Source organism: Halobellus salinus (genome assembly GCF_014646875.1).
Taxonomy (GTDB): domain Archaea; phylum Halobacteriota; class Halobacteria; order Halobacteriales; family Haloferacaceae; genus Haloquadratum; species Haloquadratum salinum.
The window spans coordinates 14,889-40,888 of sequence record NZ_BMOC01000010.1 but is presented as its reverse complement, the minus strand read 5'-3'; the positions used below and the strand labels follow the sequence as shown (position 1 = coordinate 40,888).

Annotated in this window: 25 protein-coding genes and 1 pseudogene; 6 read left to right on the top strand and 20 right to left on the bottom strand. The window is 68.1% G+C overall.

What is annotated here, in order from left to right:
- On the bottom strand, nucleotides 1-375 hold the full coding sequence (locus IEX72_RS08980) for a translation initiation factor IF-5A (protein ID WP_188787048.1): 375 nt from the start codon (nucleotides 373-375) through the stop codon (nucleotides 1-3).
- A gap of 199 nt (nucleotides 376-574) precedes the next feature.
- Here IEX72_RS08980 and IEX72_RS08975 point away from each other — a divergent pair.
- Nucleotides 575-1,439: pseudogene (locus IEX72_RS08975) on the top strand (transposase); the annotation flags it as partial.
- Between the two features lie 48 nt (nucleotides 1,440-1,487).
- Here the strand turns inward: IEX72_RS08975 and IEX72_RS08970 are convergent.
- The 3 genes from IEX72_RS08970 to IEX72_RS08960 form a co-directional block, all read right to left on the bottom strand.
- Entirely contained in the window at nucleotides 1,488-1,934 is a 447-nt protein-coding gene (locus tag IEX72_RS08970) for a DUF5518 domain-containing protein (protein ID WP_188787047.1), read from the bottom strand.
- Between the two features lie 149 nt (nucleotides 1,935-2,083).
- The gene (locus IEX72_RS08965) at nucleotides 2,084-3,766 is read right to left on the bottom strand and encodes an ABC1 kinase family protein (protein WP_188787046.1); all 1,683 of its coding nucleotides are present in this window, start codon (nucleotides 3,764-3,766) and stop codon (nucleotides 2,084-2,086) included.
- 9 nt (nucleotides 3,767-3,775) lie between these two features.
- The gene (locus IEX72_RS08960) at nucleotides 3,776-4,144 is read right to left on the bottom strand and encodes an Hsp20/alpha crystallin family protein (protein ID WP_188787045.1); all 369 of its coding nucleotides are present in this window, start codon (nucleotides 4,142-4,144) and stop codon (nucleotides 3,776-3,778) included.
- A gap of 127 nt (nucleotides 4,145-4,271) precedes the next feature.
- Between IEX72_RS08960 and IEX72_RS08955 the strand changes: the two genes are divergently transcribed.
- Both IEX72_RS08955 and IEX72_RS08950 read left to right on the top strand, forming a co-directional pair.
- The gene (locus IEX72_RS08955; RefSeq protein WP_188787044.1) at nucleotides 4,272-5,570 is read left to right on the top strand and encodes a molybdopterin molybdotransferase MoeA; all 1,299 of its coding nucleotides are present in this window, start codon (nucleotides 4,272-4,274) and stop codon (nucleotides 5,568-5,570) included.
- Entirely contained in the window at nucleotides 5,567-7,468 is a 1,902-nt protein-coding gene (locus IEX72_RS08950) for a molybdopterin biosynthesis protein (RefSeq protein ID WP_188787043.1), read from the top strand. The genes IEX72_RS08955 and IEX72_RS08950 overlap by 4 nt, the downstream gene beginning before the upstream one ends.
- Here IEX72_RS08950 and IEX72_RS08945 read toward each other — a convergent pair.
- From IEX72_RS08945 to IEX72_RS08920, 6 genes are all read right to left on the bottom strand, one after another.
- Nucleotides 7,453-8,163, bottom strand: coding sequence for an HAD family hydrolase (locus tag IEX72_RS08945; RefSeq protein ID WP_188787042.1), 711 nt, complete (start codon nucleotides 8,161-8,163; stop codon nucleotides 7,453-7,455). The genes IEX72_RS08950 and IEX72_RS08945 overlap by 16 nt on opposite strands.
- A gap of 74 nt (nucleotides 8,164-8,237) precedes the next feature.
- Nucleotides 8,238-8,513 carry a 4a-hydroxytetrahydrobiopterin dehydratase gene (locus IEX72_RS08940; protein WP_188787041.1) on the bottom strand — a complete coding sequence of 92 codons (276 nt, stop codon included), beginning with the start codon at nucleotides 8,511-8,513 and terminating at the stop codon, nucleotides 8,238-8,240.
- Nucleotides 8,514-8,575: 62 nt separating this feature from the next.
- Entirely contained in the window at nucleotides 8,576-9,946 is a 1,371-nt protein-coding gene (gene hemA, locus IEX72_RS08935) for a glutamyl-tRNA reductase (RefSeq protein WP_188787040.1), read from the bottom strand.
- Nucleotides 9,931-10,635, bottom strand: a complete 705-nt coding sequence (locus IEX72_RS08930; protein WP_188787039.1) for a precorrin-2 dehydrogenase/sirohydrochlorin ferrochelatase family protein — start codon at nucleotides 10,633-10,635, stop codon at nucleotides 9,931-9,933. Before IEX72_RS08930 ends, hemA begins: the two co-directional genes overlap by 16 nt.
- 7 nt (nucleotides 10,636-10,642) lie before the next feature.
- Entirely contained in the window at nucleotides 10,643-11,713 is a 1,071-nt protein-coding gene (gene ahbB / locus IEX72_RS08925) for a siroheme decarboxylase subunit beta (RefSeq protein WP_188787038.1), read from the bottom strand.
- 78 nt (nucleotides 11,714-11,791) lie between these two features.
- Nucleotides 11,792-12,190, bottom strand: coding sequence for a DUF5778 family protein (locus IEX72_RS08920; protein WP_188787037.1), 399 nt, complete (start codon nucleotides 12,188-12,190; stop codon nucleotides 11,792-11,794).
- A 138-nt stretch (nucleotides 12,191-12,328) separates the two neighbouring features.
- Between IEX72_RS08920 and IEX72_RS08915 the strand changes: the two genes are divergently transcribed.
- A complete protein-coding gene (locus IEX72_RS08915) occupies nucleotides 12,329-13,237 on the top strand; it encodes an MBL fold metallo-hydrolase (protein ID WP_188787036.1) in 909 nt (302 codons plus the stop codon).
- 253 nt (nucleotides 13,238-13,490) lie between these two features.
- Here IEX72_RS08915 and IEX72_RS08910 read toward each other — a convergent pair whose 3' ends face one another.
- The gene (locus tag IEX72_RS08910; RefSeq protein WP_188787035.1) at nucleotides 13,491-15,431 is read right to left on the bottom strand and encodes an aldehyde ferredoxin oxidoreductase family protein; all 1,941 of its coding nucleotides are present in this window, start codon (nucleotides 15,429-15,431) and stop codon (nucleotides 13,491-13,493) included.
- A gap of 163 nt (nucleotides 15,432-15,594) precedes the next feature.
- Between IEX72_RS08910 and IEX72_RS08905 the strand changes: the two genes are divergently transcribed.
- On the top strand, nucleotides 15,595-16,692 hold the full coding sequence (locus tag IEX72_RS08905) for an archaeosine biosynthesis radical SAM protein RaSEA (protein WP_188787034.1): 1,098 nt from the start codon (nucleotides 15,595-15,597) through the stop codon (nucleotides 16,690-16,692).
- A gap of 22 nt (nucleotides 16,693-16,714) precedes the next feature.
- Here the strand turns inward: IEX72_RS08905 and IEX72_RS08900 are convergent, their stop codons facing one another.
- The 4 genes from IEX72_RS08900 to IEX72_RS08885 form a co-directional block, all read right to left on the bottom strand.
- Complete coding sequence (locus tag IEX72_RS08900) at nucleotides 16,715-17,110, bottom strand: hypothetical protein (protein ID WP_229663802.1); 396 nt, start codon at nucleotides 17,108-17,110, stop codon at nucleotides 16,715-16,717.
- 109 nt (nucleotides 17,111-17,219) lie between these two features.
- Nucleotides 17,220-17,897 (bottom strand): phosphoribosylformylglycinamidine synthase I, encoded by a 678-nt coding sequence (purQ, locus tag IEX72_RS08895; RefSeq protein WP_188787033.1) that lies wholly within the window; start codon nucleotides 17,895-17,897, stop codon nucleotides 17,220-17,222.
- A gap of 58 nt (nucleotides 17,898-17,955) precedes the next feature.
- On the bottom strand, nucleotides 17,956-18,216 hold the full coding sequence (purS, locus tag IEX72_RS08890) for a phosphoribosylformylglycinamidine synthase subunit PurS (RefSeq protein ID WP_188787032.1): 261 nt from the start codon (nucleotides 18,214-18,216) through the stop codon (nucleotides 17,956-17,958).
- A gap of 76 nt (nucleotides 18,217-18,292) precedes the next feature.
- A complete protein-coding gene (locus tag IEX72_RS08885) occupies nucleotides 18,293-19,327 on the bottom strand; it encodes a phosphoribosylaminoimidazolesuccinocarboxamide synthase (RefSeq protein ID WP_188787031.1) in 1,035 nt (344 codons plus the stop codon).
- Between the two features lie 123 nt (nucleotides 19,328-19,450).
- Here IEX72_RS08885 and cofH point away from each other — a divergent pair, with 123 nt between their 5' ends.
- The gene (cofH, locus tag IEX72_RS08880; protein WP_188787030.1) at nucleotides 19,451-20,842 is read left to right on the top strand and encodes a 7,8-didemethyl-8-hydroxy-5-deazariboflavin synthase subunit CofH; all 1,392 of its coding nucleotides are present in this window, start codon (nucleotides 19,451-19,453) and stop codon (nucleotides 20,840-20,842) included.
- 65 nt (nucleotides 20,843-20,907) lie between these two features.
- On the opposite strand, the gene cofG is transcribed toward cofH, so the two are convergent.
- The 5 genes from cofG to IEX72_RS08855 all read right to left on the bottom strand — a co-directional run bounded on the left by cofG (nucleotide 20,908) and on the right by IEX72_RS08855 (nucleotide 25,944).
- Nucleotides 20,908-22,074: a 7,8-didemethyl-8-hydroxy-5-deazariboflavin synthase subunit CofG gene (gene cofG / locus IEX72_RS08875; protein ID WP_188787029.1), complete on the bottom strand. Its 1,167-nt coding sequence runs from the start codon at nucleotides 22,072-22,074 to the stop codon at nucleotides 20,908-20,910.
- Nucleotides 22,075-22,144: 70 nt separating this feature from the next.
- Nucleotides 22,145-22,795, bottom strand: a complete 651-nt coding sequence (gene cofC, locus IEX72_RS08870; protein WP_188787028.1) for a 2-phospho-L-lactate guanylyltransferase — start codon at nucleotides 22,793-22,795, stop codon at nucleotides 22,145-22,147.
- Between the two features lie 8 nt (nucleotides 22,796-22,803).
- Nucleotides 22,804-23,595 carry a hypothetical protein gene (locus IEX72_RS08865; protein WP_188787027.1) on the bottom strand — a complete coding sequence of 264 codons (792 nt, stop codon included), beginning with the start codon at nucleotides 23,593-23,595 and terminating at the stop codon, nucleotides 22,804-22,806.
- Nucleotides 23,564-24,751, bottom strand: coding sequence for a tubulin/FtsZ family protein (locus IEX72_RS08860; RefSeq protein ID WP_188787026.1), 1,188 nt, complete (start codon nucleotides 24,749-24,751; stop codon nucleotides 23,564-23,566). The genes IEX72_RS08865 and IEX72_RS08860 overlap by 32 nt, the downstream gene beginning before the upstream one ends.
- 272 nt (nucleotides 24,752-25,023) lie before the next feature.
- On the bottom strand, nucleotides 25,024-25,944 hold the full coding sequence (locus IEX72_RS08855) for a complex I NDUFA9 subunit family protein (protein ID WP_188787025.1): 921 nt from the start codon (nucleotides 25,942-25,944) through the stop codon (nucleotides 25,024-25,026).
- Between the last annotated feature and the right edge of the window lie 56 nt (nucleotides 25,945-26,000).

Below are 26,000 nucleotides of genomic sequence, written 5' to 3'. Positions count from 1 at the left end.
TCAGACGATCTTCCGCTGGCCCTCGTACTCGAGGTACTCGATCTCGTCGTCGGGCGAGAGCGCCTCGTCGTCGGGGATCAGCATCGTGAACGTCTGGTAGGTCTCGAGGTCCATGATCTGGGCGTCATCGCCGGTCACCGAGACGACCTGCCCCTGCTTCCGCTCGATGATCGGGACCCACACCTTCGCGTCGACCGGCTGGCTCAGCGATCGCTTCCGGCCGTCGAAGACGCCGCGACCCTCGACGCGGGCCTTCGCGCTCCCGTGTTTTCCCGGTTTCGCTGTGCTGTAGGCGTTGATCTTACACGGCGACTCGTCCATCATCACATAACTGCCCTCCTGCAGATCACGGACCTGCTTCTGCTCTTTCGGCATACCTCGGGATTGTCGTGTGGCCGGTATAAACGGTTTGGAAACGCGGCCTCACGGTGTTCGCCAGCCGGTACCGCCACCCCGGGTGATTGCTTCGCAGGCGGTATGAGGCGGATGCCCCGACCCCTGCACTCGGGTCGGAAGCCGACACCCGAAGACATAAGCCACGCTACGGTGGCAGTCTGACTCCCCAATCATTTGCGTGAGCGACACGTTCAGGCCTTTGCAACCAGTCACTGTTCCTGATCCTCGATTGGATTCACGGAAAATCGAAGATTTTCCTGAAGTCGAAAACGCTTCGCGTTTTCGGAATTCACCGCTGGCTTCGGAAGAAGCCGCCCTCGACGTTGGCGCGAACGACCTTATCGCCTGTTCCACGACCACTGGTTCGCAGTCCCGCTGCGACGGTCGGGAGTTGTTCGGACGGGTCCGCGAGACGACCGACGAAATCGCCCGGCGACAGTCGAAACTCGCCGAGGGACGCAGTCTCTCGGAATCACGGAAAACGGAGTCTTCCGGACGACTCCGAGAGAGACGCTACAGTTCCAAGCGGATTCGACGGCTGTACCGACAGCGGACGAGACGACGTGACCACGCACAGAACGCGTTGGTGCGCGATCCCGTCGAACGACTGTACGGCGACGGCGTACGTGGGCGAGTTGACCGACATGCCGGAAACGCACTGGTCGGCCAGGGTGAACGAGAGGGCGCACAACTCTCGGGCGTTCAAGAAGTTCATCCACTGTCTCGCGTGCGTCTGTGAGGAGTACAGCAGTAGTCTCGAAGCCGAGGCTGAAGCGTGGACTTCTCAAACGCGTCCTGCGTGTGGCGATCACGAGGAGACGGTTCGCCACGGAGAGACGCTGACGTGTTCGTGTGGCTCCGAGGGGCACGCCGACCTCACGGCGTCAGAGACGCTCCTTCGAGAACGCGGCGATTGCGAACTCAGGCCGATGGCACGGCCCGTGCGATTCGAGTGAGACGACCGCGGGTGGCCGGGGCAACCACACCACGACAGCCCCAACGAAGCGCGTACAAACCCGCAAGTTGCCTCTGCGGGTCGGTAGCCGACCCGCCCGACGCAGGAATCCTCGCGCTTTAGCGCGGGGAGGATGTCACGTCTCCTCGGCGTCGCCCCCGGACGGGGACTGCCCCTGTCGGTCGGTCGCGTCGTCGGACCTCTTGCGGTCGTCCTGCCGCCGCGTCAGGCTCCCGAACGCCCCGGCTGCGACGTTCGGGAGGCTGGCGCTCAACAGAAGCAGCGCGGTCGCCTCCCCGGCGGTGTCTAACAGCGGCACCAGAAACTCGATGGGGAACGGGAGCGGCGCGTCGGTGACGACCGACAGCACGACCAGCCCGGGAATGAGGACGATTCCCCACGCCATCGCGGTCAGGAGGCCGTGCCACGCCCCCTCGGCCAGTTCCTCTCCGACGACGTAGCCGGCGAGGGCGCTCCCCGCCAACCCCCCGATCAGGGTCACCCGCCCAGTCATAGCGAACACGAGCGCCTCGCTGGAGGCCGCAAGCGCGAACCCGGCCCCGACAGCCCGCCACCGAGCCATACCGCCCGAATCCACGCATCCGGACATAAAACCACGCGTCACACACTCAAACCTGATAACTGCGGCGGCCATCCACCGCGCGGACACACAGGCTCCGGTGTTCCACAGAAGACCAAGCCGAGTGCCTCGGGGCTTGACCCCGAGGCGGTTCACCTGCCCGGACGCTCCTCTTGATCGCGACCCTCGCGCATGCTCTGGCGAGTGAACTGGGGTTTCGCCTTGAGTCCGCGCTTCTGGCGGAACGACCGGTAGAGCGCGATCAGCGGCGGGATCGAAAGCGCGGCGGCCACCGCTGCCGGCAGGACGCTCGTCCCATCGAACGCAAAGAGGATCGCAGTCGAGAGCGCGCCAACCGCGACGAACAGCCCGTAGACGATCCGGCGCGCAAGCTGGTCGAGTACGTCGTTGTCGTCCTCCAGCCGGACGTTGACAGTGAGGTTGTCGTTTTCGACCCGGTCGAGCGTCCGGTTCAGCTTCGGCGGCACCTCGAACAGTGCCCGGGTGGTCGCCTGGATCTGCTGGCCGCCCTCAGTGATGAGCTGTTTTGCGGTCTCCTCGTAGTAGCCCTCCTCTTGGAGGTAGTCGGTCGCGACCGAAATGAAGTCGAAGTCGGGGTCGAGCGTGACACAGACGCCCTCGACCACGGTCGCGACCCGGAGGATCAAAGCGAGGTTGCGCGGCAGCCGGAGCGGGAACTCGTAGATGGTCGACTCCACCTGCTCGATGATCTGCTGGACGCGGTACTGCTCGATGTCTTCGCCCCGTGCGTCCGCGATGGCGAGTTCCATCACGTCGCCCATGACCTGGCGGTCGGCCTCCGGCGACAGCGTTCCCATCTCGATGAGGGTATCGAGGATAGCGTCGATGTCCTGGTTTGCGACCGCGAGATAGAAGTCGATGATCTTGTCTTGGATGAAGGGATCGACCGTCCCCGACATCCCGAAGTCGTAGAAGATGATCTCCCCGTTGTCGGTGACCGCGAGGTTCCCGGGGTGGGGGTCGGCGTGGAACACCCCGTCGTCAACGATCATCTGGAGGTAGACGCGCTGAAGCGTCGTCGCCAACTCGGTCCGGTCGATTCCCTTCTCGTCGAGGGTGTCGGTGTCGTTGATCTTGGTCCCCGGGAGATACTCCATCGTGAGCACGCGGGGGCCCGAGCGGTCATCGATCGCCCGCGGGATCCGGATCTCCGGACTCTCACGGAAATTCCCGCCGATCTCCGCTAAGATCCGCCTCTCCCGGCTGTAGTCCATCTCCTGACGGATGGTCTTCGAGAACTCGTCGGCGAGGTTCTCCAACGAGAAGGCTCGGCCCTGCCCGATGAACCGCTTCACGAGCGGGAGCGACCACTTGACAACCCGGAGGTCGGCTTCGACCAACGACTCGATCCCCGGCCGGCGGACCTTCACCGCGACGGGGTCGCCGTCGTGCTTTGCGGTGTACACCTGGCCGAGGCTGGCGCCGCTGATGGGGTCGCGGTCGAAGTCGTCGAACGCCTCGTCAACGGGGCCGAGTTCGTCCTCGATGACCCGCTGGGACTCGTCCCACGGGGCGGGCGGCACGTCGTCTTGGAGGCTGGATAGCACATCGATGTACGCCGGCGGGAGGATGTCCGGGCGAGTCGACAGCAACTGCCCGAGTTTGATGAACGTCGGCCCGAGCGTGAGAAGCGAGTTGAGCAGGATGTCCGCCCGCTTGAGCTGCGTCTCGGGGTCGACCCGCCGGGTCCCGCCGAAGAGGACGTACCTCCGACGGTCGCGGGTGTAGGCGACGATCAACGGGAAGAACTGCCGGATGACGCGGAGGAACCGCCAGTACGCGCGGAGATTCACGGGCGGCGGTTACGCGTCGTCTCCGGCCGACGTGATCGGGATTGACTCCTTGGGGGCTGCCTCCCGCTTCGGGATCTGTACCTCGAAAACCCCGCTGTCCGACTCCGCGGACGCCCCCGCACCGGTCGCGTCCGGTGGCAGCGGGAGTTCGGCGTCGACGAACAGCGACCGCTCCTCGTCGACGTAGCGGAACTCCCCCGGTACGTCCTTGCGACGCCGCGCCTCAACGACGAGCCGGCCGCCCTCGACGCGGAGCTCTGCGGTGTCGGCGGTCACCCCGGGGAGGTCGAGCACGATGAGGTAGGCGTCGTCGGACTCCAGCAGATCGGCGAACACCGACTCGGGGAGGTCCCGAAGCGCGTTCCGCAGTCCTTGCATACCAGTCGGTAGTGACGGGAGGTCGAAAAAGGCCGCGGTTGTGGTCGTTGTCCCGGCCACAAGGGATATACTGTTCTCGCCAGAGCAGGCCGCGGACCTTTTTGCGTCCGCGGGCGCAATCGACCGTATGGACTCCGCGGACACCGACGACGCCCCCGACCGCCGATCGGCCGGGTTCAAGAACCGCACCCGCATCGACGACGCCCGCGAGCGCGTTCTCGACGCCGTGACACCCCACGATCGGACCGAACGCCTCGCACTGATCCCCGCCGACGGCCGCGCGCTCGCCGACCCCGTCGAATCGCCGCGGGCGGTTCCCGACTACGACCGAGCCGCCATGGACGGGTGGGCTGTCCGCGCGCAGGACACGTTCGGGTCCTCGGACCGCTCGCCGGGCGCGCTCCGCGTCGCCGACGACACCGCCGAGTCGTCGCCGGAGACAGCGGTCGCCGACGGGTCTGCCGTTCGGGTCCACACCGGGAGCGAACTCCCCGACGGCGCGGACGCAGTCGTCATGATCGAACACGCCGACCACGTCGGCAGCGAGTTGGAGGTGTTCGATGCGGTCACTGCAGGCGAAAACGTCGCGCCGGTCGGCGAGGACGTCTCGAAGGGGCAGCCACTGTTCGACCGCGGCCACCAGCTTCGACCCTCCGATCTCGGGCTGTTGAAATCCGTCGGCGTTGACCGCGTGACCGCCTATGAGCGCCCGACCGTCGGCGTGATCCCCACGGGCGAGGAACTCGTCCAGTCGGATCCCGACCCCGGCGAGGTCATCGAGACCAACGGACTCACCGTCTCCCAACTGGTCCAGCGGTGGGGCGGCGTCCCCACCTACCGAAACGTCGTGACCGACGACGAAGCGGCGCTTCGCGCGGCGGTTCAGCGCGACCTCACCAAAGACATCGTGGTGACGACCGGTGGGTCCTCGGTCGGCGCCCGCGACCTCATCCCGGAGGTCGTCGACGACCTGGGGGAGGTCCTGGTCCACGGGGTCGCGCTCAAACCCGGCCACCCCGTCGCGCTCGGCGTGGTCGACGAAACGCCGGTGGTGATGCTCCCCGGCTACCCGGTCGCCGCCATCGTGAACGCGGTGCAGTTCCTCCGGCCGCTGGTGAAACGGCTGGGCCACCTCCCGGACGACCCGCCGCCGACACTCCGAGCGCGGCTCACGCGGAAGATCCCGAGCGAACCCGGCGTCCGGACGTTCGCGCGGGTTGAACTCGACGAGGAGGGTGACGCCGATACAGCGCCGGACGACGCCGGCGACGCCTCCGTGCCCGCCGCGACACCCACCCGCGCGTCGGGGTCGGGGGTGCTCTCCTCGGTCGCGCTCGCGGACGGGTGGGTCGCCGTCCCCGAGGGGCGGGAGGGGTACGACGCGGGCGAGACCGTCGCGGTCGAACGGTGGGAGTGGTCGGCGTGAGTGACCGGAAACAGTTCCGTGACCTCGCCGCGCCCGAGGCCGCCCACGACGCCATCGACTCGCTGGATCTCGCCCCGGACCCGGAGACGGTCCCGCTGTCGGACGCCCGGGGACGGATCCTGGCTGAGCGGGTCGACGCCGACCTCGACGTGCCCGGGTTCGACCGAGCGAGCGTCGACGGCTACGCCGTCCGCGGCCGCGACACCTTCGGCGCCGACGAGGCCGACCCCGTCGCGTTCGATCTGGTCGGAACCGTCCACGCGGGTGCGGAGCCCGATGTCGTCGTCGGCGAGGGCGAGGCCGCGGAGATCTCGACGGGAGCGGTGATGCCCGACGGCGCGGACGCGGTCGTGATGGTCGAGCGCACCGAGGAGGTGGAGGCCGACGGCGCGGTCCGCGGCGTCGAGGCCCGGACCGCGGTCGCGCCCGGCGACAACGTGATGCTCGCGGGCACCGACATCGCCGCGGGGGCCCGTGCGCTCGGCCCCGGGACCCGGCTCACGCCCCGGGAGATCGGGCTGCTGTCGGCGCTCGGGGTCGACGAGGTCCCGGTCCGTGGCCGGCCCACAGTCGGTATCGTCTCCACCGGCGACGAACTCGTCCGCCCCGGCGGAGACCTCCGGAGCGAGGCGGGACAGATCTACGACGTCAACAGCTACACGGTCGCGGCGGGCGTCGAGGAGGCCGGTGGGGAGGCGAAACTCTACCCACACGCCGGCGACGACTACGAGCAGATGGAACAGCTCCTGTTCGAGGCCGCATCCGAGTGCGATCTCGTGCTTTCCTCGGGGTCGACGTCGGCGTCGGCGGTTGACGTGATCTACCGAGTGATCGAAGAGCGCGGCGACCTCCTGCTCCACGGCGTCGCGGTCAAGCCCGGCAAGCCGATGCTAGTGGGCGAACTCGGCGGGGGTGCCTACGTCGGCCTGCCCGGCTACCCGGTTTCGGCGCTCACCATCTTCCGGACGTTCGTCGCGCCCGCGATCCGTGAAGCCTCGGGACTCCCCGAACCCGAGACCGCGACTGTCCGGGGTCGGATGGCCGTCCGCGAGCGGTACGCCGAGGGCCGGCTCCGGCTGATGCCCGCGGGGCTCGTGACCGACGCTGACGGCGACACGCTTGTGTACCCCGTCGACAAGGGCTCCGGTGCGACCACCTCCCTCGTCGACGCCGACGGCGTCGTTGCGGTCGACCCCGACACCGAGTATCTGGGCGCGGGCGACGAGGTGGCGGTCCAGCTCTTCTCGCCGGATGTCCGTCCGCCGACGCTGCTTGCGGTCGGCGAGGACGACCCCGCGCTCTCCCGGCTGCTCGACCGGCTGGACTCGCCGCGGTTCCGCCCCGTCGGCAGCCGCGAGGGGCTGCGCCGACTCCGCGGCGGTGTTCCCGACGTCGCGGTCGTCGCCGGCCCGACCAACCGGGAGGTCGACGCCGTCGATCTCGGGGGATGGACTCGCGAGTGGGGGCTGGTGGTCCCCGCGGGCACCCCTGACGACACCGAGAGCCTCGGGGACCTCGTCGACCGCGATCTCGGGTTCGTCAACCGCAACACCGACGCCGGACTCCGGTCGAGTCTCGACGCCGCGGTCGACGACCTCGCGGACACCCGTGGCGTGGCGCGCTCGGATCTCACCGACGCGATCCGCGGGTTCGCGGTCGGCACGAAAGGGGTCGAAAGCCCCGCGCGAGCGGTCGCCCGCGGCGACGCCGACGCGGGGCTGGGGCTCCGCGCGACCGCGGAATCGCTGGGGCTCGGATTCGTCTCGCTCGGCACTGAGTCGGTCCGGGTGCGCGCGAATCCCGACCGCGTGAAAAAACCCGGTGTGGAGCAGCTCTCGGCCCGACTTGACGCTCTCGACCCCGTCACCGATGGGCTCGCCGGCTACGACCCGGAGTGAGACGGGTCGGTGTCGGCCCCACCGGTGGCCCGAACCCCCACGTCCGACAGTTCCGCGAACGACGAGATCCGCCGGTCGGCGAGAACGCAGTGCCCCCGCCGCGTCGGTGAGTGTCGCTCGATGTGAATCCCGTCGAGTCCCGCGTTCCACGCCGCCCCGATGTCACTCGCGCCGTCGCCGACGAGGACGCCACGCCCCGGCTCTGTCGGGTCCCGCCCCAGCTGTTCGATGGTGTGGTACACCGGTCGGGGGTCGGGTTTCCACCCCAGATCGGGGGTGCACGACACGAACGCGTCGAACCACCCGCCGATGTCGAGGCGGCCGACCACCGGCTCCGCGAGGAACTCCTGACAGTGGGTCACCACGCCCACGGGGACGTCCGCGGCCGACAGCTCCGAGACCAGGTCGGCGGCGTCGTCGTGAAGATACGTTGCTTCCGCACGAGCCGTGGGGTTTTCGATGTCGTGGAACGCGCTCCAGAACCGGTCGGGGTCGACTCCCCATTCCCGAAGCTTCCGGTCGCGTGAACCGTCGAGGCCGTGCCAGATCACCTCGGCCTCCCGGTCGGTGAACGCCCGTCCGAGCCGGTCTCCCACCCGATCGAACACCGTGCGCGTGTAGGACCACTCCGCGTCGACGAGCGTCCCGTCAAGATCGAACAGCCAGAAGTCGTAGCCGACGTCGTCACCACTCATCGCGTTCGAATACGGTCCAGGGCAGCAAGTGGGTTTCGTCCCGTGTGTCCGGAGACGGGGTCGGCCGCGACCGATCAGTACTCCGCGTCGAAGAGGTTCGCCAGCCGGATGTCCTGCTCGGTGATTCCACCCTCCTCGTGGCTGGTGAGCCGGACTTCGACTTCTTTGTAGCCCACGACGATCTCTGGGTGGTGGAACTCCTCTTCTGCGACTTCGCCGACCTGTGTGACGAACGAGATTCCCGAGAGGTAGTCCTCGAACCCGTAGGTGCGTGTTATTTCGTCAGCGTCGCGCTCCCAACCCTCCGGTAGCTGCGATCGGACCTCCTCGTCTGATAGTAGTTCCGGCATACCTCAACTCTCTCCCGCCGGCCGCATAACGTTTCTCCCGGCCTTCGACTGACAGCCCCGCCTCAGTCGTCGGAGGTTCCCTCGATCGGGAACCCCGGTTTCCCGCCGTCACGGCGCGGCGGTCCCGGCGCCCCGTCGGTCCCGTCGACCGGCACCCCGTCGGGGGGGTCGTCGCCGCCCGGCCCGGCGTCTCCGAACTCCGGGTCGAAAAGCTCCATCGCGGTTCGGATGGTCGCCCAGTCGTCCTCGACGGCAGCCTCGCGCAGACTCTTTGTGGGCGCGGCGAGCAACTGCCCGACCAGAGCGTCCGCCATAGACTCGACGACCTCCCGCTGCTCGTCGGACAGGTCGCCCCCGGCCTCCAGTTGCGAGACTGCGGTTTCGACCTCCCGGGCCTTCATCCGCTCTGCGGCCTCGTACATCGTGCTGATGACTTCGTCGGCCTGCCGTCGCTTGTACTCCTCGAGCAACCGGTTGAACTCCGCGTCGATCATCGCCTCGACCTCCCGGGCGGCCGCCTCCCGGTTCGCGCGGGTCTCGGCCGTCACCGACTCGAGGTCGTCGATGTCCCGGATCTCGACCGCGTCGACGCCCGCAGCCGCCGGGTCGACGTCTCGGGGCTGTGCGAGGTCGATCACGAACGTCTCGCCGGCGACCGCCACGTCCTCGGGGTCGACGAGGTACTCCGAGTGGCCCGTCGCGGTCACGACAACGTCGGCGTCCGGGAGGACATCCCTGACGTCGTCCAACGCGACCGCGTGGGCGTCGGCGTCGACGTAGCCCGCCACGTGTTCGGCGTGTGGAATCGTCCGGTTCGCGACGGCCACCTTCGCGACGCCCGCGTCAGCGAGCGCCCGCGCGGCGAGTTTCCCCATCTCGCCCGCGCCGACGACCAGGGCGGTCGCACCGTCGAGGGTCCGCTCGCGTTCGGCGAGCCTGACGGCCGCCGACCCGACCGACGTCACGCCGTCGTTGATCACCGTTTCAGTCCGGGCGCGTTCACCCACGTGGACCGCTTTCGTCAGCCCCGTCTCCAGTGTGGGGCCGAGTCCGCCGGCGCCGCGGGCGATCTCGACGGCGCGTTTGAACTGTCCGAGGATCTGGTCTTCGCCGATAACCAGCGACTCGAGCCCCGACGCGACCCGCATAAGATGCCGGAGGCTCTCCTCGTGGCCCGTCTCAGCGACCACACTCCCGTCGTCGAGCCCGGCGCCGAGCAGACTGAGCGCCGCCCGCCCGGCCTCGGTGGAATCGGCGACCACGTACGCCTCCGCGCGATTACAGGTCTGGAGCGCGAACGCCTCCGCGATGCCGTCGTGTGCGAGCAACGACTCGACAACGCCCCGGGTGTCCTCGCCCGCGGCCGTCTCGATCTGGCCGACGCTCGCTCGCTCGTGCGACACACGAGCCCCACGGATCACCTCTGTGTCCATCGGTCACCCCCCATCGTGTTTCGTATCACGCGTGTCGCCTCTTGGCGGGGGTTGGAGGTCCCCGTACGTAAAGCCTTCCAAACATCAGGCGCCCGAACCACCGCCCGAACCGCATCACGGCGCTCGGACGGAGCCAGCTCCGACGACCGGAGTTCCGCCCGGAGATCGGCGGTGAGTGCGGCCATCCCCTCGGCGCCGTCGACCACCGACTCGATCCGCTCGCGGAGGTGTTTCGCGAGCGCCGGGCTCCGGCCGCCAGTGGAGATCGCGACCCGGACGTCGCCGTCGGCCACGGTCGCCGGGACCACCACGTCGATCGGGGGGCCGTGGGTGTCGGGGCCGTGGGTGTCGGCCCCCCCGCCGTCCCCGGTCGCTGCACTCCGGTCGGCCCGGTTCACGAGGATGCCGCGCGCCCGCGCCGCCGCCGCCACCGCGTTGTTCACCCCGTCGTCGTCGGTCGCGGCCACGGCCAGTGCGGGGGCCGTCCGGTCGACCCACGCCCCAACGTCACCGGGAGCGGGTCGCGCCCGAACCAGTTCCGCGTTGCCGAAGTCGTCGGCGTCGAACGCGGGACTCACGACGACCACCGCCGCCTCCTCGGCGAACCGCCGGGCCTTCCGCGCGCCGATCGGGCCGCCGCCGAAGACCAGGACCGTCTCGTCGGTGAAGTCGTGGTACAGCGGGATCATCCGTGCCTCACTCCGTGTTGGCGTCGGCGCGCTCGTCCAGCCTGATCCCGGTCTTCTTCAGGATCTCCGTCGAGAACAGCGAGTCCCAGTCGCCGCTGTCGACGTCCCAGTACTCCGCCATCTTTTCGCTTACTCTCTGGATCCGGCGGTCGCTCTCGGCCTCCGAGCGCCCGTGGGTCATGGCGAAGAAGTTGTACGGCCACACCCCGTCATGACGGGGGCGCTGGTAACAGTGCGTGACGAAGGGCAGCGACGCGACCGCGGGCCCGACCTCATCGACCAAGTCGTCGGGCACGTCCCACACCGTCATGCCGTTCTCGGTGTATCCAAGCGCGTAGTGGTTTGGGACGACGCCGACGCGACGAACCTTCCCCTCCCGCTCGAACCGCTTGATCGTCTCGACCACCCACGCCGTCTCCCGTCCGACCGCGTCGGCGACACCCGCGTACGGGGTGTCGGTAATCGGGAGTCCACCCTGAATCTCGACGACCAGGTCGCGTTCGGCGGGCGTCAACGTCCGCCGGTCGGTCGGTGTCACCTCGGGCCCGAGGTGCGAGAGGTCGACGTCGCCGCCCTTGATGGGACCGTCGACCAGGAACTTCGCCTCGACCCGGAACTCCCGCTGTTTCGGCATGTTATACGTCTCCTGGCCGGTTTCGGCTTCAATCTCGTCGAGCACTGCCCTGACCCGGTCTTCGTCCGCCACGCTGACGACGAACCACATGTTCAGGTGGGGGTGCGCCCGCTCGTAGTTGTGTGCGACCTCGCGGTGGGCGTTGACCGCCTCTGCGACCTCGTCGAAGCGCTCCTCCGGGGCGTGCATCGCGACCAGTGTGGCGGTGCCGCCGATCTCCTCGGCGTTCACCAGTGCACCGAACCGGCTCAGGGTCCCCTCGTCGTCGAGGCTGGCCACCCGCTCGCGGAGGTCGGCCGCGGTCACGTCGACGCCGCGGTCTCCCAGCGCTGCCGCAGCGGGCTCGAACGGCCGCTCGACGACCGGGAACCCGCCTTGGAACGCGTTGAGTATCGCCCGGTCGAGGCGGGCCAGTTCCCCGGTCTCGGCGTGTGCGTCGCTCATACTCGAAGTGGGGGTGCGAGGAGGATAAGCGTCTCGAAGCGGTCAGACGCCGGGGCCGCCATCCCGGTGTGGCGCGGCCTACGGAACCGCGGTCACGCCGTCGACGTGGGCCAGTGCTGCGAGGTCGTCGACCAGCGACGCCTGATCGACCGTCGCCTCGTAGTAGAAGACGATGTCGAAGGTCCCGTCCCGGAGGAGTTGCTGGCACTCCCACACGAACGACTCCTCGTCGAGGGTCAGCCCTTGGAACTGGTTCGACGCGAACTCGTCGGTGTCGTTGCCGGCGTAGATGTAGGTCTCGCCCTTCCCGGCGTGGTCGGCGATGCTTCGGTTGATGTCGACCGTGAGCTCGTGCATCTCCAGGTCCTCCTCGCCACCGAGGTCGGTGTGGACGACCGCGCCGAGGAGCTCGATCTCTCCGGGCTCGAGCAGCGCCTTGGTCCGCCGGTAGAGGTCGTCGTCGAGTGTCTCGCCCATGTCCGGATGGTGGTCGGCACCGAATAAACGGGTGGCGGTTCGCCGCTCCGGACGGTCCGGCGGCCCGCTGTGACCTCTCCGCGCTGGCTCGCCGACCCACTGCGGAACGCTTTTTTCGCCGCCGGGCGGCCCTCGGGTATGGCAATCGGGGAGCTGTACTCGGTCGACGCCGCGAGCGATGTCCACTACGTCGACGTGGGGACGCACGGAGTCCCGAACTACGGGTCGGTCTATGTCGTCGACGCCGCGGAACCGGCCATCGTCGACACCGGAACCGGGCAGAACAACGACCTCGTGCTCGACGCGCTCAACGACCTCGGTGTCGACCCCGAGGCCGTCCGACACGTCCTCCTGACGCACGTCCACTTGGACCACGCCGGCGGCGCCGGCCACCTCGCGGAGGCGTGTCCGAACGCGACCGTCCGGATTCACGAGGCGGGCGCTCCCCACCTCGTCGACCCCGAACGCATCGTCGCGGGCACGAAGGAGGCAGTCGGCGACCAGTGGGAGTTCTACGCCGACCCGATTTCGATACCGGCGGCGCGCGTCGCGTCGCTGACCGACGGCGACGCGGTCGACCTCGGCGACCGGACGCTCACCGTTCACGGCGCGCCGGGGCACGCGCCCCACCAGACGACCTTCTTCGAGCCCAACGACGGTCTGCTCTTTACCGGGGATGCGGCCGGGATCTACGTGCCCGGGCGTGCGGTGGTCAAAGAGACCTCACCGCCGCCGCAGTTCGATCTTGAGGCGTGTCTCGACGACGTCCGGGCGATCGAGGCCATCGACCCCGACACGCTCTGTTTCGGCCACTTCGGGTCACTCGCGTACCGTCCGGAGCTGATGGCGAACTACAAACGGACCCTGGTGGAGTGGGTCGAAGCGGTCCGGCAGACGCGTGCCGAACTCGGCGACGACGACGCGGTGGCCGCCCACTTCGCGGACACCGCCGAGTTGGAGACGGTGTGGAGCGACCGGAAGGCACGCGCCGAGGAGCGCCTGAACGCACGCGGCGTGCTCGTGGCGTTGGATCGCGGCAAGGCGTAGGCGTCGGCGGACGGGTACACCTCCCGACAGTCGCGCGGCTCGGTGCCGATGCCTCCGTCAGAAAGCGGGTTCGCGTGGTTCGATCCCGCCCGCCGCCCGATCCGGCCGGGCGTGTCGTGCCGGCGCGTCAACGCGCCGTGCCGACACCCGGGATTCGGGACCGCACCAAATCAGCGTTGTCGTCTCGGGCTGTCGTCGGGGCGGCCATCACCACGCGGACGACCCGGAACCGGCCCGACGCCGACGGATCCGATCAGTCGTCGGCGGGCGCGGGGCTGTCGCCGGTGGAGACGCCCGTGCCGGGCCCGACGTCGATCCCGAGCTCTTCGAGGCGCTCGTTTGGGACGACCCCGTCGACCCACCCGCGGCGGTCGTAGTACTCCTGCTTCATCTCATCGAGTTCACACAGCTCGCCCTCCATACCGCCCTGGCCGGGAATGGCCTCGTCGTGGCCGTCCACGAAGCGTCCCGGCAGCGAGTCGTCCGCGCCGTCGAAGCCGGCGAGGTTGTTGTAGTAGCGTTCGAGGGTGTAGATCCGGTCGCCGGCCTCCATGAGTTCGTCCTCGGTGACGTCCCGGCCGGTCATCCCGTTGTACTGGGCGACGTACTCGTCGATGCCCTCCGCGAAGGCGTTGAACTTGCAGATGTCGAACGAATCCGAGATCGCGTGGAGGTCCTGGAAGAGCGCACACAGCTCGCCTTTGCCTTCCCACTCGGTGGGGTCGACCTTCTCCGGGATCCCCAGAATCTCCGCCGACGGGGTGTACCCGCGGAGGTGACACGCGCCGCGGTTCGAGGTGGCGTAGCCGATCCCCATCCCTTTCATGGCACGGGGGTCGTACGCGGGAATGGTCTGGCCCTTGACCGCAAGCGAGTTGTCGTGGGCGTTCCGCTCGTCCGCGACCCGGCGGGCGCCTTTCGCCAGCAGGTCGCCGAGGTCGGAGTCGCGGTGGGCCATCTCCTCTAACAGGTCGAGCATGTGCTCGGTGTCGCCCCAGTCGAGGTCGTCGTCGAGGTCGTCGAGTTTGCCCTCCTCGGTCATCTCCATGGCCATCGCCATCATGTTGCCGGCCTCGATGGTGTCCATCCCGAGGTCGTTGCACATATCGATCATGACCGCGATGCTGTCGCGGTCGTCGTTCATGGAGTTGGGGCCGAGCGCGAACGCCGACTCGTACTCGTAGGACTCGCCGCGAACGTTCAGTTCTTCGCCCTTCCGCTCGTACGTGACTTCGGTCTCCTTCTTGCACGCGACCGGACAGGAGTGACACGTCGGCTCGTCGACCAGGATGTTCTCTCTGACGTTCTCGCCGGAGACCTTCTCGGCGTCGATGTTGACGTCGTCGGGTTCGGCCTCCGCCTCGGAGTGCGTTGAGGTGTACTTGCCGTTCCGGGTCGGCAGCCCGTCCATCTCCTCGGTGAGATTCATGAGGACGTTAGTGCCGTACATCGAGAGCCCGCCCTCGTTGGGGGCGGTCACGTCCGACTCCTGAATGAGCTGCATGGCCTGCTGGTAGCCCTCGGTGAACGTCTCGGGCTTTGCGGGCTTCGGCATCCGCGTCCCGGACTTGACCACGACGGCTTTCAGGTTCTTCGAGCCCATCACGCAGCCGGTGCCACCGCGGCCGGATGCGCGGTCGTCCTCGTTGACGATGCAGGCGTACTTCGCGCCGTTCTCGCCGCCGGGGCCGATCGCCATCGCCGAGAGGTTCTTGCCGAACGCCCCCTCGTGTTCCTCCTCGATCAGGTCCATCGTCTCGTGGACGCCGAGCCCCCACAGGTCGGAGGCGTCACGGAGTTCGACTTCGCCGTCCTCGACATAGGCGTAGACCGGGGCGTCGGCCTCGCCCTCGAACATGAGGCCGTCGAAGCCCGCCCACTTGAGCCGCGCGCCGGACCAGCCGCCGTGGTGGGAGTCGGTGACTGTCCCGGTCAGCGGGGATTTGGTACAGACCGCGATCCGACCGCTCATCGGGGCCTGCGTCCCCGTGAGCGGCCCGTTGGTGAACGCGAGCAGGTTCTCCGGGCCCTCGGGGTCGACATCGGGACCCTGATCGAAGACGTATTTCACTCCGAGCCCGCGGCCGCCGATGTACTTCTCGGCGTCCTCCTCGTCGATCCCCTCGTACTGCACGTCGTCGCCCGACAGGTCGATCCGGGCGATGTGGTCGTTGAATCCGCCTAATTCGGTCATTGTTAATGTACATTATCTACTACACCCTCTACTATGTTAGTCGTTACCCCGGAGGAGTAATCAAAAACGGTTTCGTGACGTCGGGTGAGGGGGTGTCGGCGGCTGGGGGTCGCCCGGTCCCGCTCCGATGAGGATTTACCCCGGGGTCGGTTATCTGCGTCCAATGAGCCAGCCGAGCCCGGAGGTCTACGAGCAGGGAAAGGGTATGGACGCCCACAACCAGGTGATGCGGGGGATTCGCGCGGAGAAGGACAAACACTACGACCCGCACGAACCCACGCGGGTCTGGCTGGACGAGGACAACACCCCCGACGGGGTGGTCCGGTCGCTGACGATCATCCTCAACACCGGCGGGTGTCGGTGGGCCCGCGCCGGTGGGTGCACGATGTGCGGGTACGTCGCCGAGTCCGTCGAGGGCGGCAGTGTCGCTCACGACGCGCTGATGGACCAGATCGACGTCTGTCTGGAACACGAGGCCGAAAACGCAGCGGAGCCCGCGGATCTGATCAAGATCTACACCTCCGGGTCGTTCCTCGACGAGCGGGAGGTCGGCGCCGAGACCCGACAAGCGATCGCGGACACCTTCGCGGATCGCGACCGGATCGTCGTGGAGTCGCTGCCGGACTTCGTCGACCGGGAAACCATCGCAGACTTCACCGACGTGGGCCTGTCGACCGACGTCGCGATCGGGTTGGAGACCGCGACAGACCGCGTCCGTCACGACTGCGTCAACAAGTACTTCGACTTCGCGGACTTCGAGGCCGCCTGCGCCGAATCCCGCGCGGCCGACCGCGCGGCCGACGGCGTTGACGCCGGCGTGAAGGCGTATCTCCTGTTGAAACCCCCGTTCCTCTCGGAGTCGGAGGCGATCGACGACATGGTCTCGTCGGTCCGGCGGTGTGCGGCGGTCGACGGCTGCCACACCGTCTCCATAAACCCCACCAACGTCCAGCGGTACACGATGGTCGACGAGCTGTTCTTCCAGGGCGGCTACCGCCCGCCGTGGCTGTGGTCGGTCGCGGCGGTCCTGGAAGCCACCACCGACGTCGACGCCATCGTGGTGTCCGATCCCGTCGGCCACGGCTCCGACCGCGGCCCGCACAACTGCGGCGAGTGCGACGACAGAGTACAGAAAGCGATCAAGGATTTCGACCGCCGGCAGGACCCGTCGGTGTTCGAGCAGGTGCGCTGTGAGTGTGAGACGACCTGGGACTACGTTGTCGACGCGGAGACGAGTTACGGGATGCCGCTTTCGCGGTAGGGCGTCTCCTCCCGGCCACCGGTCACCACGTTCGGGCCCGCGCAATCAGGAACCCAGTCCCCGCAACGACGAGGAGGACCGCCCCGACGACGACTGCCTCGCTCCGGGCGGCAGTCCCGACCGCGACGCCCGCCCACGCGACCCCGAAGATCCCGTGTGCGATCCCGAACACCCGGCGGCCGCGCCGGAGGAACACGGGTGCGCCGAGACAGAACCCCGCGGCGAGGGCGACCGTCGAGAGCGCCACCGGTCGGGCGCGGACCGGCCCGACCGCGACCGGGCCGACCACCGGTTCTAAGAGGAAGAGGAGGCCGCCCAGCCCCACCAAAAGCCCGACCGCGGCGGGCCAGGGCTCGACGTCGAGCGCGGCGACGATGGCGCCCCCCGGGCCGTCGCCTCTGTCCGACTGTCCGTTCACGGCGGCCAACGCCTCCCCGCTCGCCGCGTTCGTTGGAATCGGTTCACACCACCGCTTCGACCCGAACGGATTGAACCCTTTCGCCGGCGTCGAGTCTGCCGTTGAGGAGTCAGCCGAACACCTGCAGAATACCCCGCCCGTCGACACTACGATTCAAATCCGGCAGCGACGCCCGTTCGGGGTGAGGCATCAGCACGGCAACGGTCTCCCGCTGCCCGAGGATCCCGGCGACGTTGCCCTTCGAGCCGTTGGGGTTGGCGTCGTCGGTGACGTTGCCGTCGGCGTCGCAGTAGCGGAACAGGACCCGGTCGTCGGCGACGAGGTCGTCGTACCGGTCGTTGGCAATCTCGAAGCGTCCCTCCCCGTGGGCGATCGGCACCGACACGATCTCGCCCTCGTCGTACGCGGCGGTCCACGGCGTATCGGCGTTCTCGATCCGGAGGTGGACGTACTCACACTGGAAGCGGGCGCTGGCGTTGGTGGTGAACGCGCCCGGAGTGAGCCCGGCCTCGCACCCGATCTGTGCGCCGTTGCAGACCCCGAGGACGGGCACGCCGTCGGCGGCGGCGTCACGAACCGCGTTCATAATCGGGGAGTGCGCCGCCATCGCCCCCGCGCGGAGGTAGTCGCCGTAGGAGAACCCGCCCGGGACGACGATCCCCTCGGTGTCTTCGGGCAGGCCGTCCTCGTGCCAGACGCGCTCGGCGTCGACGCCGAGGTGTGAGAGCGCGCGGACGGCGTCGCGGTCGCAGTTCGAGCCGCCGAATTGGACGACAGCAACTGTCACGGCGACCACCTCTTGTGGTGGAAAACGACAGTTGGTGTCGTACCCTCGGAAGCCATCGTCATTCCGGGTCCTCACCCTCGACCTCGACGTTGTAGTCGTGTATCGTGGGGTTCGCGAGCAGCCGCTCGGCCATCTCGTCGGCGCGGTCGGCCGCTGCCGACGCGGAGTCGGCGTCGAGATCGACCTCGAAGCGGTCGGCCGATCGGAGGGCTTCAAGCTCGAACCCCAGACGTTCGAGCGCCCGCTTCGTGGTCTCGGCTTCGGGGTCCAACACGCCCCGCTTGAGCCGAACGGTCACCGTCACGGTGTACGTCATCATCGACCCCAACTCCGCGGTGACGTGGCAAAGTCGTTTTGGACCGGCCGGCGGCACCGACCCCCGACGCGACACCGGCTCACAGTTCGCGTACTCGATCCACCGCGGCGTCCACCGCCGGCGCATCGAACCACTCGGTCCCGGTGTAGGCGTTCGCGCCCGCGGCGTAGAGGTCGGAGACGGCACCGAGCACCGACTCCGGGAGCGGCTCCGGCGTCGGCTCACACAACCCCCGCCAGTCGGCGACGCCCTTCTCTCGCGCCCGCGATTTCGCCGCCGAGACCGCCTCGACCCACTCTGGGTCGGTCCGCCGGTAGTACTGTCTGATCACCTCCTTTGAGACCTCTTGACCCCGGTAGGCGAACCGGTTCTCGTCGAACGTCCCCACCACGTCCGCGACTTCGATCGTTCCGTCGTGGTAGAGACACTCGATCTTGCCGTCCTCGTGGTGGAATCCCTGCGACTCGGCCTGCCGGGTCAGGACGTCGTTGACCGCGAGCGCGACCGACTCCAACTCGTCGAGGTCCGCCGCGCCCGCGATCCGGTCGGCCTCCTCGCGGTCGAGGTACCGGTCCTGTTCCTCGTATTTGGTGGAGAACTCGACCACGGGCTCCGGCAGGTCGACGGTCTCCTCGGGCCAGGTGTCGGTGTCGAGGCCGTAGTCCGCCGGCGACCCCCGCGACCGGAGGCTCGACCCGACGGGGACGGTGTTCCGGAAGACGATCTCCAGCGGGACCAGGAAGTTCCCGTCAGCGGCGTCGTGGTAGGCGTCGTAGTCGTACTCGGCGTTGAGGTACGGGAGGTCCGGAACCCGCGTGAGGTCGATCGCCATCGCGGTCGGTGCCGCGGCACAGGCGTCGAGACCGACGGGGCGGTCGCCCTCGCGTACTTCGGGCCCGTAGACGCCGCGGTAATGCGTCGGGACGCCGTCGTCTTCGAGCACCTCGAAGTTGTGCGCACCCATCGTACACAGCGACGCCCCCTTCTGCGGGACGTGATCGGGCATCTCCCCCCAGTCGAAAACGGAGTACCGGTCGGTGAAGACGAACCGGCCCCGCCCGAGGTCGGTGCCGGTCGGCTCCTGTGCCACCCGGAACTCCTTGACGCTCGTCATACGCCGAACTCGCGGTGCCGTAGCACAAAAGGGTTCACCTCCGCGCCTCGGCGACGGGTCCGCGACCGTTCGATGGGTTCCGGTACCACCGCTGTTTTTGCCGTCCGACGCCCTCAACCCGGTATGCGCGAGTCACCCGTCCCGGCGGACGACGACTTCGAGTTCTCGATTGTCCCCGAGACGGACCAGTCGTTCGAGAACGCCCTCGCGACCGCCCGGGCCGGCGACCGGCTCGCGGTCGACGACGGAATCGAGCTCATCACCACCGGGACCGACACCGACGGGATCGACCCGGTCCGGAAAGAACAGGTGCTGGAGGCCGCAGACAGGCGGCGCGCGGCGGTCGTCGGCGACGACGTGACGTTCGTGGCCAACCTCAACAACAACGTCACCACCGCGTGCAACACCGGCTGTCTGTTCTGCAACTTCAAGGACAGCGCTCACCGCTTCGAGGCCGACTCCGACGCCGACCACGCCGGGTTCACGAAGACGCCGGCGGAGTCCCGCACGGCCGTTGAGGACGCGCTCGAGATGGGGATCTACGAGGTCACGTCGGTGTCGGGACTCCACCCCGGGTTCGCGCTGAACGACGAGCACCACGAGATCCTGGCGGGGTACGACGACCCCGCGACGCAGGTCGACTACAAGCCGCCGACGGTCTACGACACGGACCCGGGCACCTACCTCGACCAGATGCGCGCGATGTCGGTCGGCGACGTCCACCTCCACTCCGTGACCCCCGAAGAGGCCGCCCACGCCCGCCGCGGCACCGAGTGGTCCTACGAGTCGGTCTACCGAGCGCTCCGGGCCGCCGGCCTCGACTCCGCGCCCGGGACCGCCGCCGAGATCCTCGTTGAGGAGGTCCGCGACGTGATCTGTCCCGGGAAGATCGGCAGCGACGAGTGGGTCGCCGCGATGGAGGGCGCGATCGCGGCCGGGCTCGACGTCACCGCCACGATGATGTACGGCCACGTCGAGAACGCCGCCCACCGGATCCACCACCTGAAGACCGTCCGCGACCTCCAGGACCGGACTGGCGGGATCACGGAGTTCGTGCCGCTCTCGTTCGTCCATCAGAACACCCCGCTGTACGAGCGCGGCGTCGTCTCCGGCGGCGCCAGTGACGCGGAAGACGAACTCGTGATCGCGGTGTCGAGACTCTTCCTCGACAACGTCGAGAACCTCCAGTCGTCGTGGGTGAAGTTCGGCGACGCGAAGGCGCTGAAACTCCTCAACTGCGGCGCAAACGACCTGATGGGGACCATTCTCTCCGAAGAGATCACCACCCGCGCCGGCGGCGACCACGGGGAGTTCCGGTCGTTCGCCGATTATATGGAGATGATCGGCGCGATCGGGCGCCCGGCGGTTGAGCGCTCCACCGACTACCGGACCCGGCGCCGGATCGATCCAGACGACCCGCCGTACGGCCCGGAACTCGGGCCGCGTGCGGACGGGACACCAATGCTCGGCGGCCGGGCGGCCGTCAGCCGCGACGTTGCGAGCGCGGACGACTGAGTCGGGCGGCCGTCGGCCACGGCACCGCGGTGCCCCCACCACTGTCCAGCGGACGCTGTCGCCGCTCAATCGCCACTGACGGGACGGGGAACCGCAAGCGGCCCCTCCCGGCGGGCGACGCTTCGGTACCGCTGCCCGTGGACGTCGTCAGCATCGATCGCGTCGGTGACCCGTTCCGGGAGCCACCGGCCATCGGCGGACCGTCCGCCGAAGCTGTCGCGGCGGACCCCGGTGGGAAGATACCGGTCGTAGACCGGCAGCCGCTCGTGGAGTGGGACGCCGGCAGTGTCGGCAATCTCACGGAGTTCCCGGAGCGCGGGCCACTCGTACTCGGGGTTGATGTAATCTTTGGTGACCGGCGACACGCCGCCCAGGTCGTCAACGCCGCAGTCCAACAGCTCCCGGGTCGGCGAGAGGTTCGGCGGCACTTGCACCGACACCTCCGGCGGGAGCGCGGCCCGGGCCATCGCGACGGTCCGGCGCATCGTCGCCACGGCGGGCCGCTCGAAGTCAGACCGTTCGTTGGGGACGACGTTCTGGACGATCACCTCCTGAATGTGGTCGTACCGATCGTGGAGGTCGGCGATCGCGAGCAGGCTCTCGGCGCGGTCCCGCCACGTCTCGCCGATCCCCACGAGGAGCCCGGTGGTGAACGGAACTCCGGCCTCGCCCGCGGCCCGGATCGTGTGCAGCCGCTGGCCCGGTGTCTTCCGGCGGGATCCCGAGTGGGCGGCGACGTCAGCGGTGGTTTCGAGCATCACGCCCATGCTCGCGTTGACCGGCGCGACCCGCTCGAAGTCGGCTGCGGTCAGGTCACCGGGGTTGGAGTGGGGGAGCAACCCTTCCTCCAGCGCTATTTCACAGCACCGTCGGAGATACCCGACGATATCGTCGTACCCCCACTCGGCCAGCTGATCGTGGATCCGGGTGTACCTGTCGTCGGGGTCGTCGCCGAAGGTGAAAAGTGCCTCCGTACACCCCGCGTCAGCACCGACACGGACGCGCTCGCGGACCTCTTCGGGCGATAGAAGCGTCGCCTCCCCCGGCACGTCGTAGTAGGTGCAGTACGTGCACGTATACCGGCACGCGGTGGTCAGTGGAACGAACACGTTCCGCGCGAACGTCAGCTCCGCGGTCGCGTCGACGTCCGCCGGCGTCGTCGAACGCACCGCTGCAACGTCTGACTCGTCGAGGTCGATCTCGACGCCGTACTCCTCGGCCGCGGGGAACATCGTACTCGGACCTGAGCGGTCGACGCACAAAAACTGTCGTGGTACCGGATCCCGGCTCGGCTACCGCCTGTCAACCTCGCCGCACCCCGACGCGACCACCGGAGGCGTCGAGTTCGACCCCGGCGTCGACCAGCCACCCGCGGGCGCGTCCGTCACCGTGGAGCAGCACCTCCGCAAGATCCGCCGGCTCGTCGATGTCGGTCGCGAGCCGCATTGAGTCCACGACGCCGACCGACACGCCCGCCGTCGCGGCTGCCTCGCGGTGATCCCGGTACGACGCGCCGTGGTAGTCCACCGAGAATGACGGCTCACGAACCACCAACGCGTTGGTGCCGCCCCCGCGCCCCGGCGCGATCCCGACCTCGCCGCCGACAGCCGTAAGCCGGCGGAGCGCCGCCGGGGTCGCAAGCGCCAGATCCGCCATCACGATCCCCACCTCGGCGACGCCCTCGCCGAGCCGGTCGAGAACGGCGTCAACGGCGGGCGTCAGCGCTCGGTCGTCGACAGTTGTCGGCACGCCGTCGACGCCGACAGCCGTGTCCGCGTCCGCGAAGTCGATCGGCGCCGGAACCAGGAGTTCGGGTTCGTGGCCCGCGTCCCGGACGACCGCGACGACGTCGCCGAGCATCACACGCGCGAAGGCGCGACGCTCCGGTTCCGAGAGCACGGGGGCTAACCGACTCTTCGGGTCGCGGTCGGTGTACGGGATGACAACGCGCATCGGGCCGTTCAGCCCAGCCTGTCCGGGCCGTCCTGTTGGGACCGCCAGTAGAGGAACCCGCCGATCAACACCCCAACCACGACCAGCGCACCGGCGCCGTACAACGCGAACCGGACCAGCCGGTTCGACTGCTGGGTCTGATCGGCCGTCTCCTGTGCTCGGTTCGCGAGGTCGACCGCGAGCGAAAACTCCTCGCCGCCGCCGTTGTACGCCTCGATCGCGCTCTGGAGATCCTCACCGGCTTCCCGGGAGTCGACACCCTCAATCGCCGCGGCGGCGTCGTCGATCTCGTTCCGCGCCTCGCGGCTCTCCTCGGTGTAGTGGGTCGCAGACCACGAGTCGATGTCGTTGCTCGACCCCCCTTCACGGGCCTGGGTCAGATCCAGCACTATGAACGACTGCGCCGGGTCGTAGGAGTACTCCGTCACCGCGGGAACTGTTCCGGTGATCCGGACCTGGACCTCGCTGGTTCCGTCCTCGGCGGCGATGTTCGCACCGGAGAACGACTGGCCGTCGAACGACTGTTGGTTCACCCTCGCGCCGGTCTGGTCGTAGTATTCCACCGTCCACGTCACGTCGGTGAGTTCGGTCTCGCCCTCGAGCGTCCACGCCTCCAGGGAGGGGTTCTGGTACGGTTCGGTCAGCGTGACCGTTGCCGTGACCTGCTCGCCGACCGCCGCGTCGCTCGTGACTGTCGAGTCGCCGACCGAAACGCCGGCAGCGGGGACCGAAGCCACCGAGAGGCCCAGGAGACAGACCACCGCGATCTTAAAAAAGCGACTCCAGCTCGTCTTCGTCATCGTTGATGAGATCGTCAAGGTTGTCTTCGCTTTCCTGTCTGATGTCGTCGATGTTGTCTTGCGCCTCGATCGCGACCTGCTGGAGCTCCTTGATCCGCGGCACGTTGGTGACGCCCGAAAGCAGGACAACCGACGCAACGCGGCCAGAGCTGGTGATAGGGTAGTCGCCGCCCCGGACCTCCATGCTTCCGGTCTGCTCTTCGATCCACTTCCGGCCGCGCTCTATTCCCTTCCGGTTGAGATGCTGTGGCGGACCCGCAAGAACCAACAGCGCACGCTCGGACCCCTCGATCTCACACGGGAGGGTCAGGCGGCCGAGGGCGGCCTTCCGTACGAGAGAGGTGATCCGGTTCGTGGTGTGGGTGGTGTCGAGGTCGTCGGTGTCGTTGCCACCGGTGATCCGGGAGAGGAAGCCGCCACCGGAGGAACTGGTCTCGACCGTCTCCGAGGCGTACCCGATCGTGGAGACCCCACCACCCTCGAGGGTGTTGATGATCTCCGAGGAGTCGACAACGCTTTCGGCCACCTCACCGCCCTGGCCGATCTCGCCCGCACCGAAGAGCACGCCGAATCGGGTGACGATCTCCTCGTTGATCTCGTCGTAGCCGCCCTGGACCGACTCGCCGGTCTTCCGCCACGCGTCGTTGTCGAAGACCAGCAGGTTGTCGACCTCCCGAACGAACGTCTGAAACGACCGCGCGGCGTTAAGCGTGTAGATCCCTCCCTCGTCGCTGCCGGGCAGCACGCCGAGACCGTAGACGGGTTCGGTGTAGATGTGCTGGAGGTGTTTCGCGAGCACGGGCGACCCCCCGCTGCCGGTCCCGCCCCCGAGGCCGGCTACGATGAGGAACGCATCGACCTCGTGGACGGGCACGCTGTCGATCGCGCCTTGGATCTCGTCGATGTCTTCCTCGGCGACCTCCGCGCCGAGTTCGTTGTCCGCGCCGACCCCGTGGCCTTTCACCCGCGACTGGCCGATGAGGACCCGCTTTTGATCGTTGTCAGGGATGTGCTGTAGTCCCATCAGGTCGGCCTTCGCGGTGTTCACCGCGATCGCGTCACGAACGATTCCCGATCCGTGTTTCTGATCGTACTCGAGGAACTTGTCGACGATCTTTCCCCCGGCCTGCCCGAAACCGACCATTGCGAGTTTCATATGTCGGGTCCCCTCTCCATTGGGTATATGCCAGTAGTAACGCGGACATAAACCTTGTGATGGTGTGAAAACCGCGCATTCGCGGCGCAAACCCGGAAACTGCACTACTGCGACAGGGTGGTTCTCTCCGATTCCGCTCCGGTCAGACCTGCGTCAGACGCTGTTTATATCGGGTATGCGCAACGGGGTGTTGGTCCACCTCACGGGTTGACCGACCACGCGTCGTCACGGTTGTCGACCCGCGGCCCGTCCGTACCCCACATCCCCGGCGCCTACGACGTTGCGGCGGCGTCGGCTGTCCCTCCGGTTCGGCCGCTGAGATACGCCTTGAGCGTTGTGAGCTCGCTCGTTCCGACGCCGAATTCTCCGGTATCGTTGTCGTCGGTGACGTTGTCGAACCGCAGCGACCGGTACTGGTCTTTCCCCATCGGGAACCCCGGGATCAGGTCGCCAACGCTCAATCCGAGTTTCGCGAGCGCCATCGGTACCGGAACCACGGTGGTCGACCGGCCGTCCGAGCGGTGGATCAGGCGGGCGATCTCTGCGAGCGTGAGTTTGTCGGGGCCGCCGATCTCGTAGGTCTCACCCGCGTGCTCCTCGGAGCCGATAGCGTCAGCCAGCATCGGGACGAGGTCGCCAACCCAGATCGGCTGGAACCGGGTTTTGCCGCCGCCGGGGAGCGCGCTGACGTACGGCGGCGCGAGCAGTTTCGTGAAGGAGACGAACTCACCGCCGTCGCCGAAGACGACCGACGGGCGGAAAACGGTGTACTTGAGATCGGCGCCGGTGACGGTCGCTTCAGCCCGCCCCTTCGAGCGGATATACGCCGTCCCCCCGTCGGGGTCGGCGCCCAGCGCGCTCATCTGGACGAGTCGATCGACACCGTGGTCCTCGGCGGCACGGACGACGTTTTCAGTCCCCTGTCGGTGGATCCGGTCGTGCATCGTGTCGCCGCCACTGGGCTTGAACAGTGGTGACAGCGCCACGAGGTTGTACACGGCGTCCATCCCCTCGAACGCCCCGCTGATGGAACCGTAGTCGGTCACATCGCCCATCGCCTTGTTCACGCCGTCGGGCAGGTCGCCCCCGCCCGGGTTGCGCGACATCGCGGTCACGTTGTGGCCGCGGTGTTTCAACTCCGAACAGAGGGAGGTTCCGATGAATCCGGTGCCGCCGACAACGAGCACTCTCATACGTCTGAAGCCACCCCGCGACGACGTAAAAGTAACTGCCGCGAGGTCGACGCCTG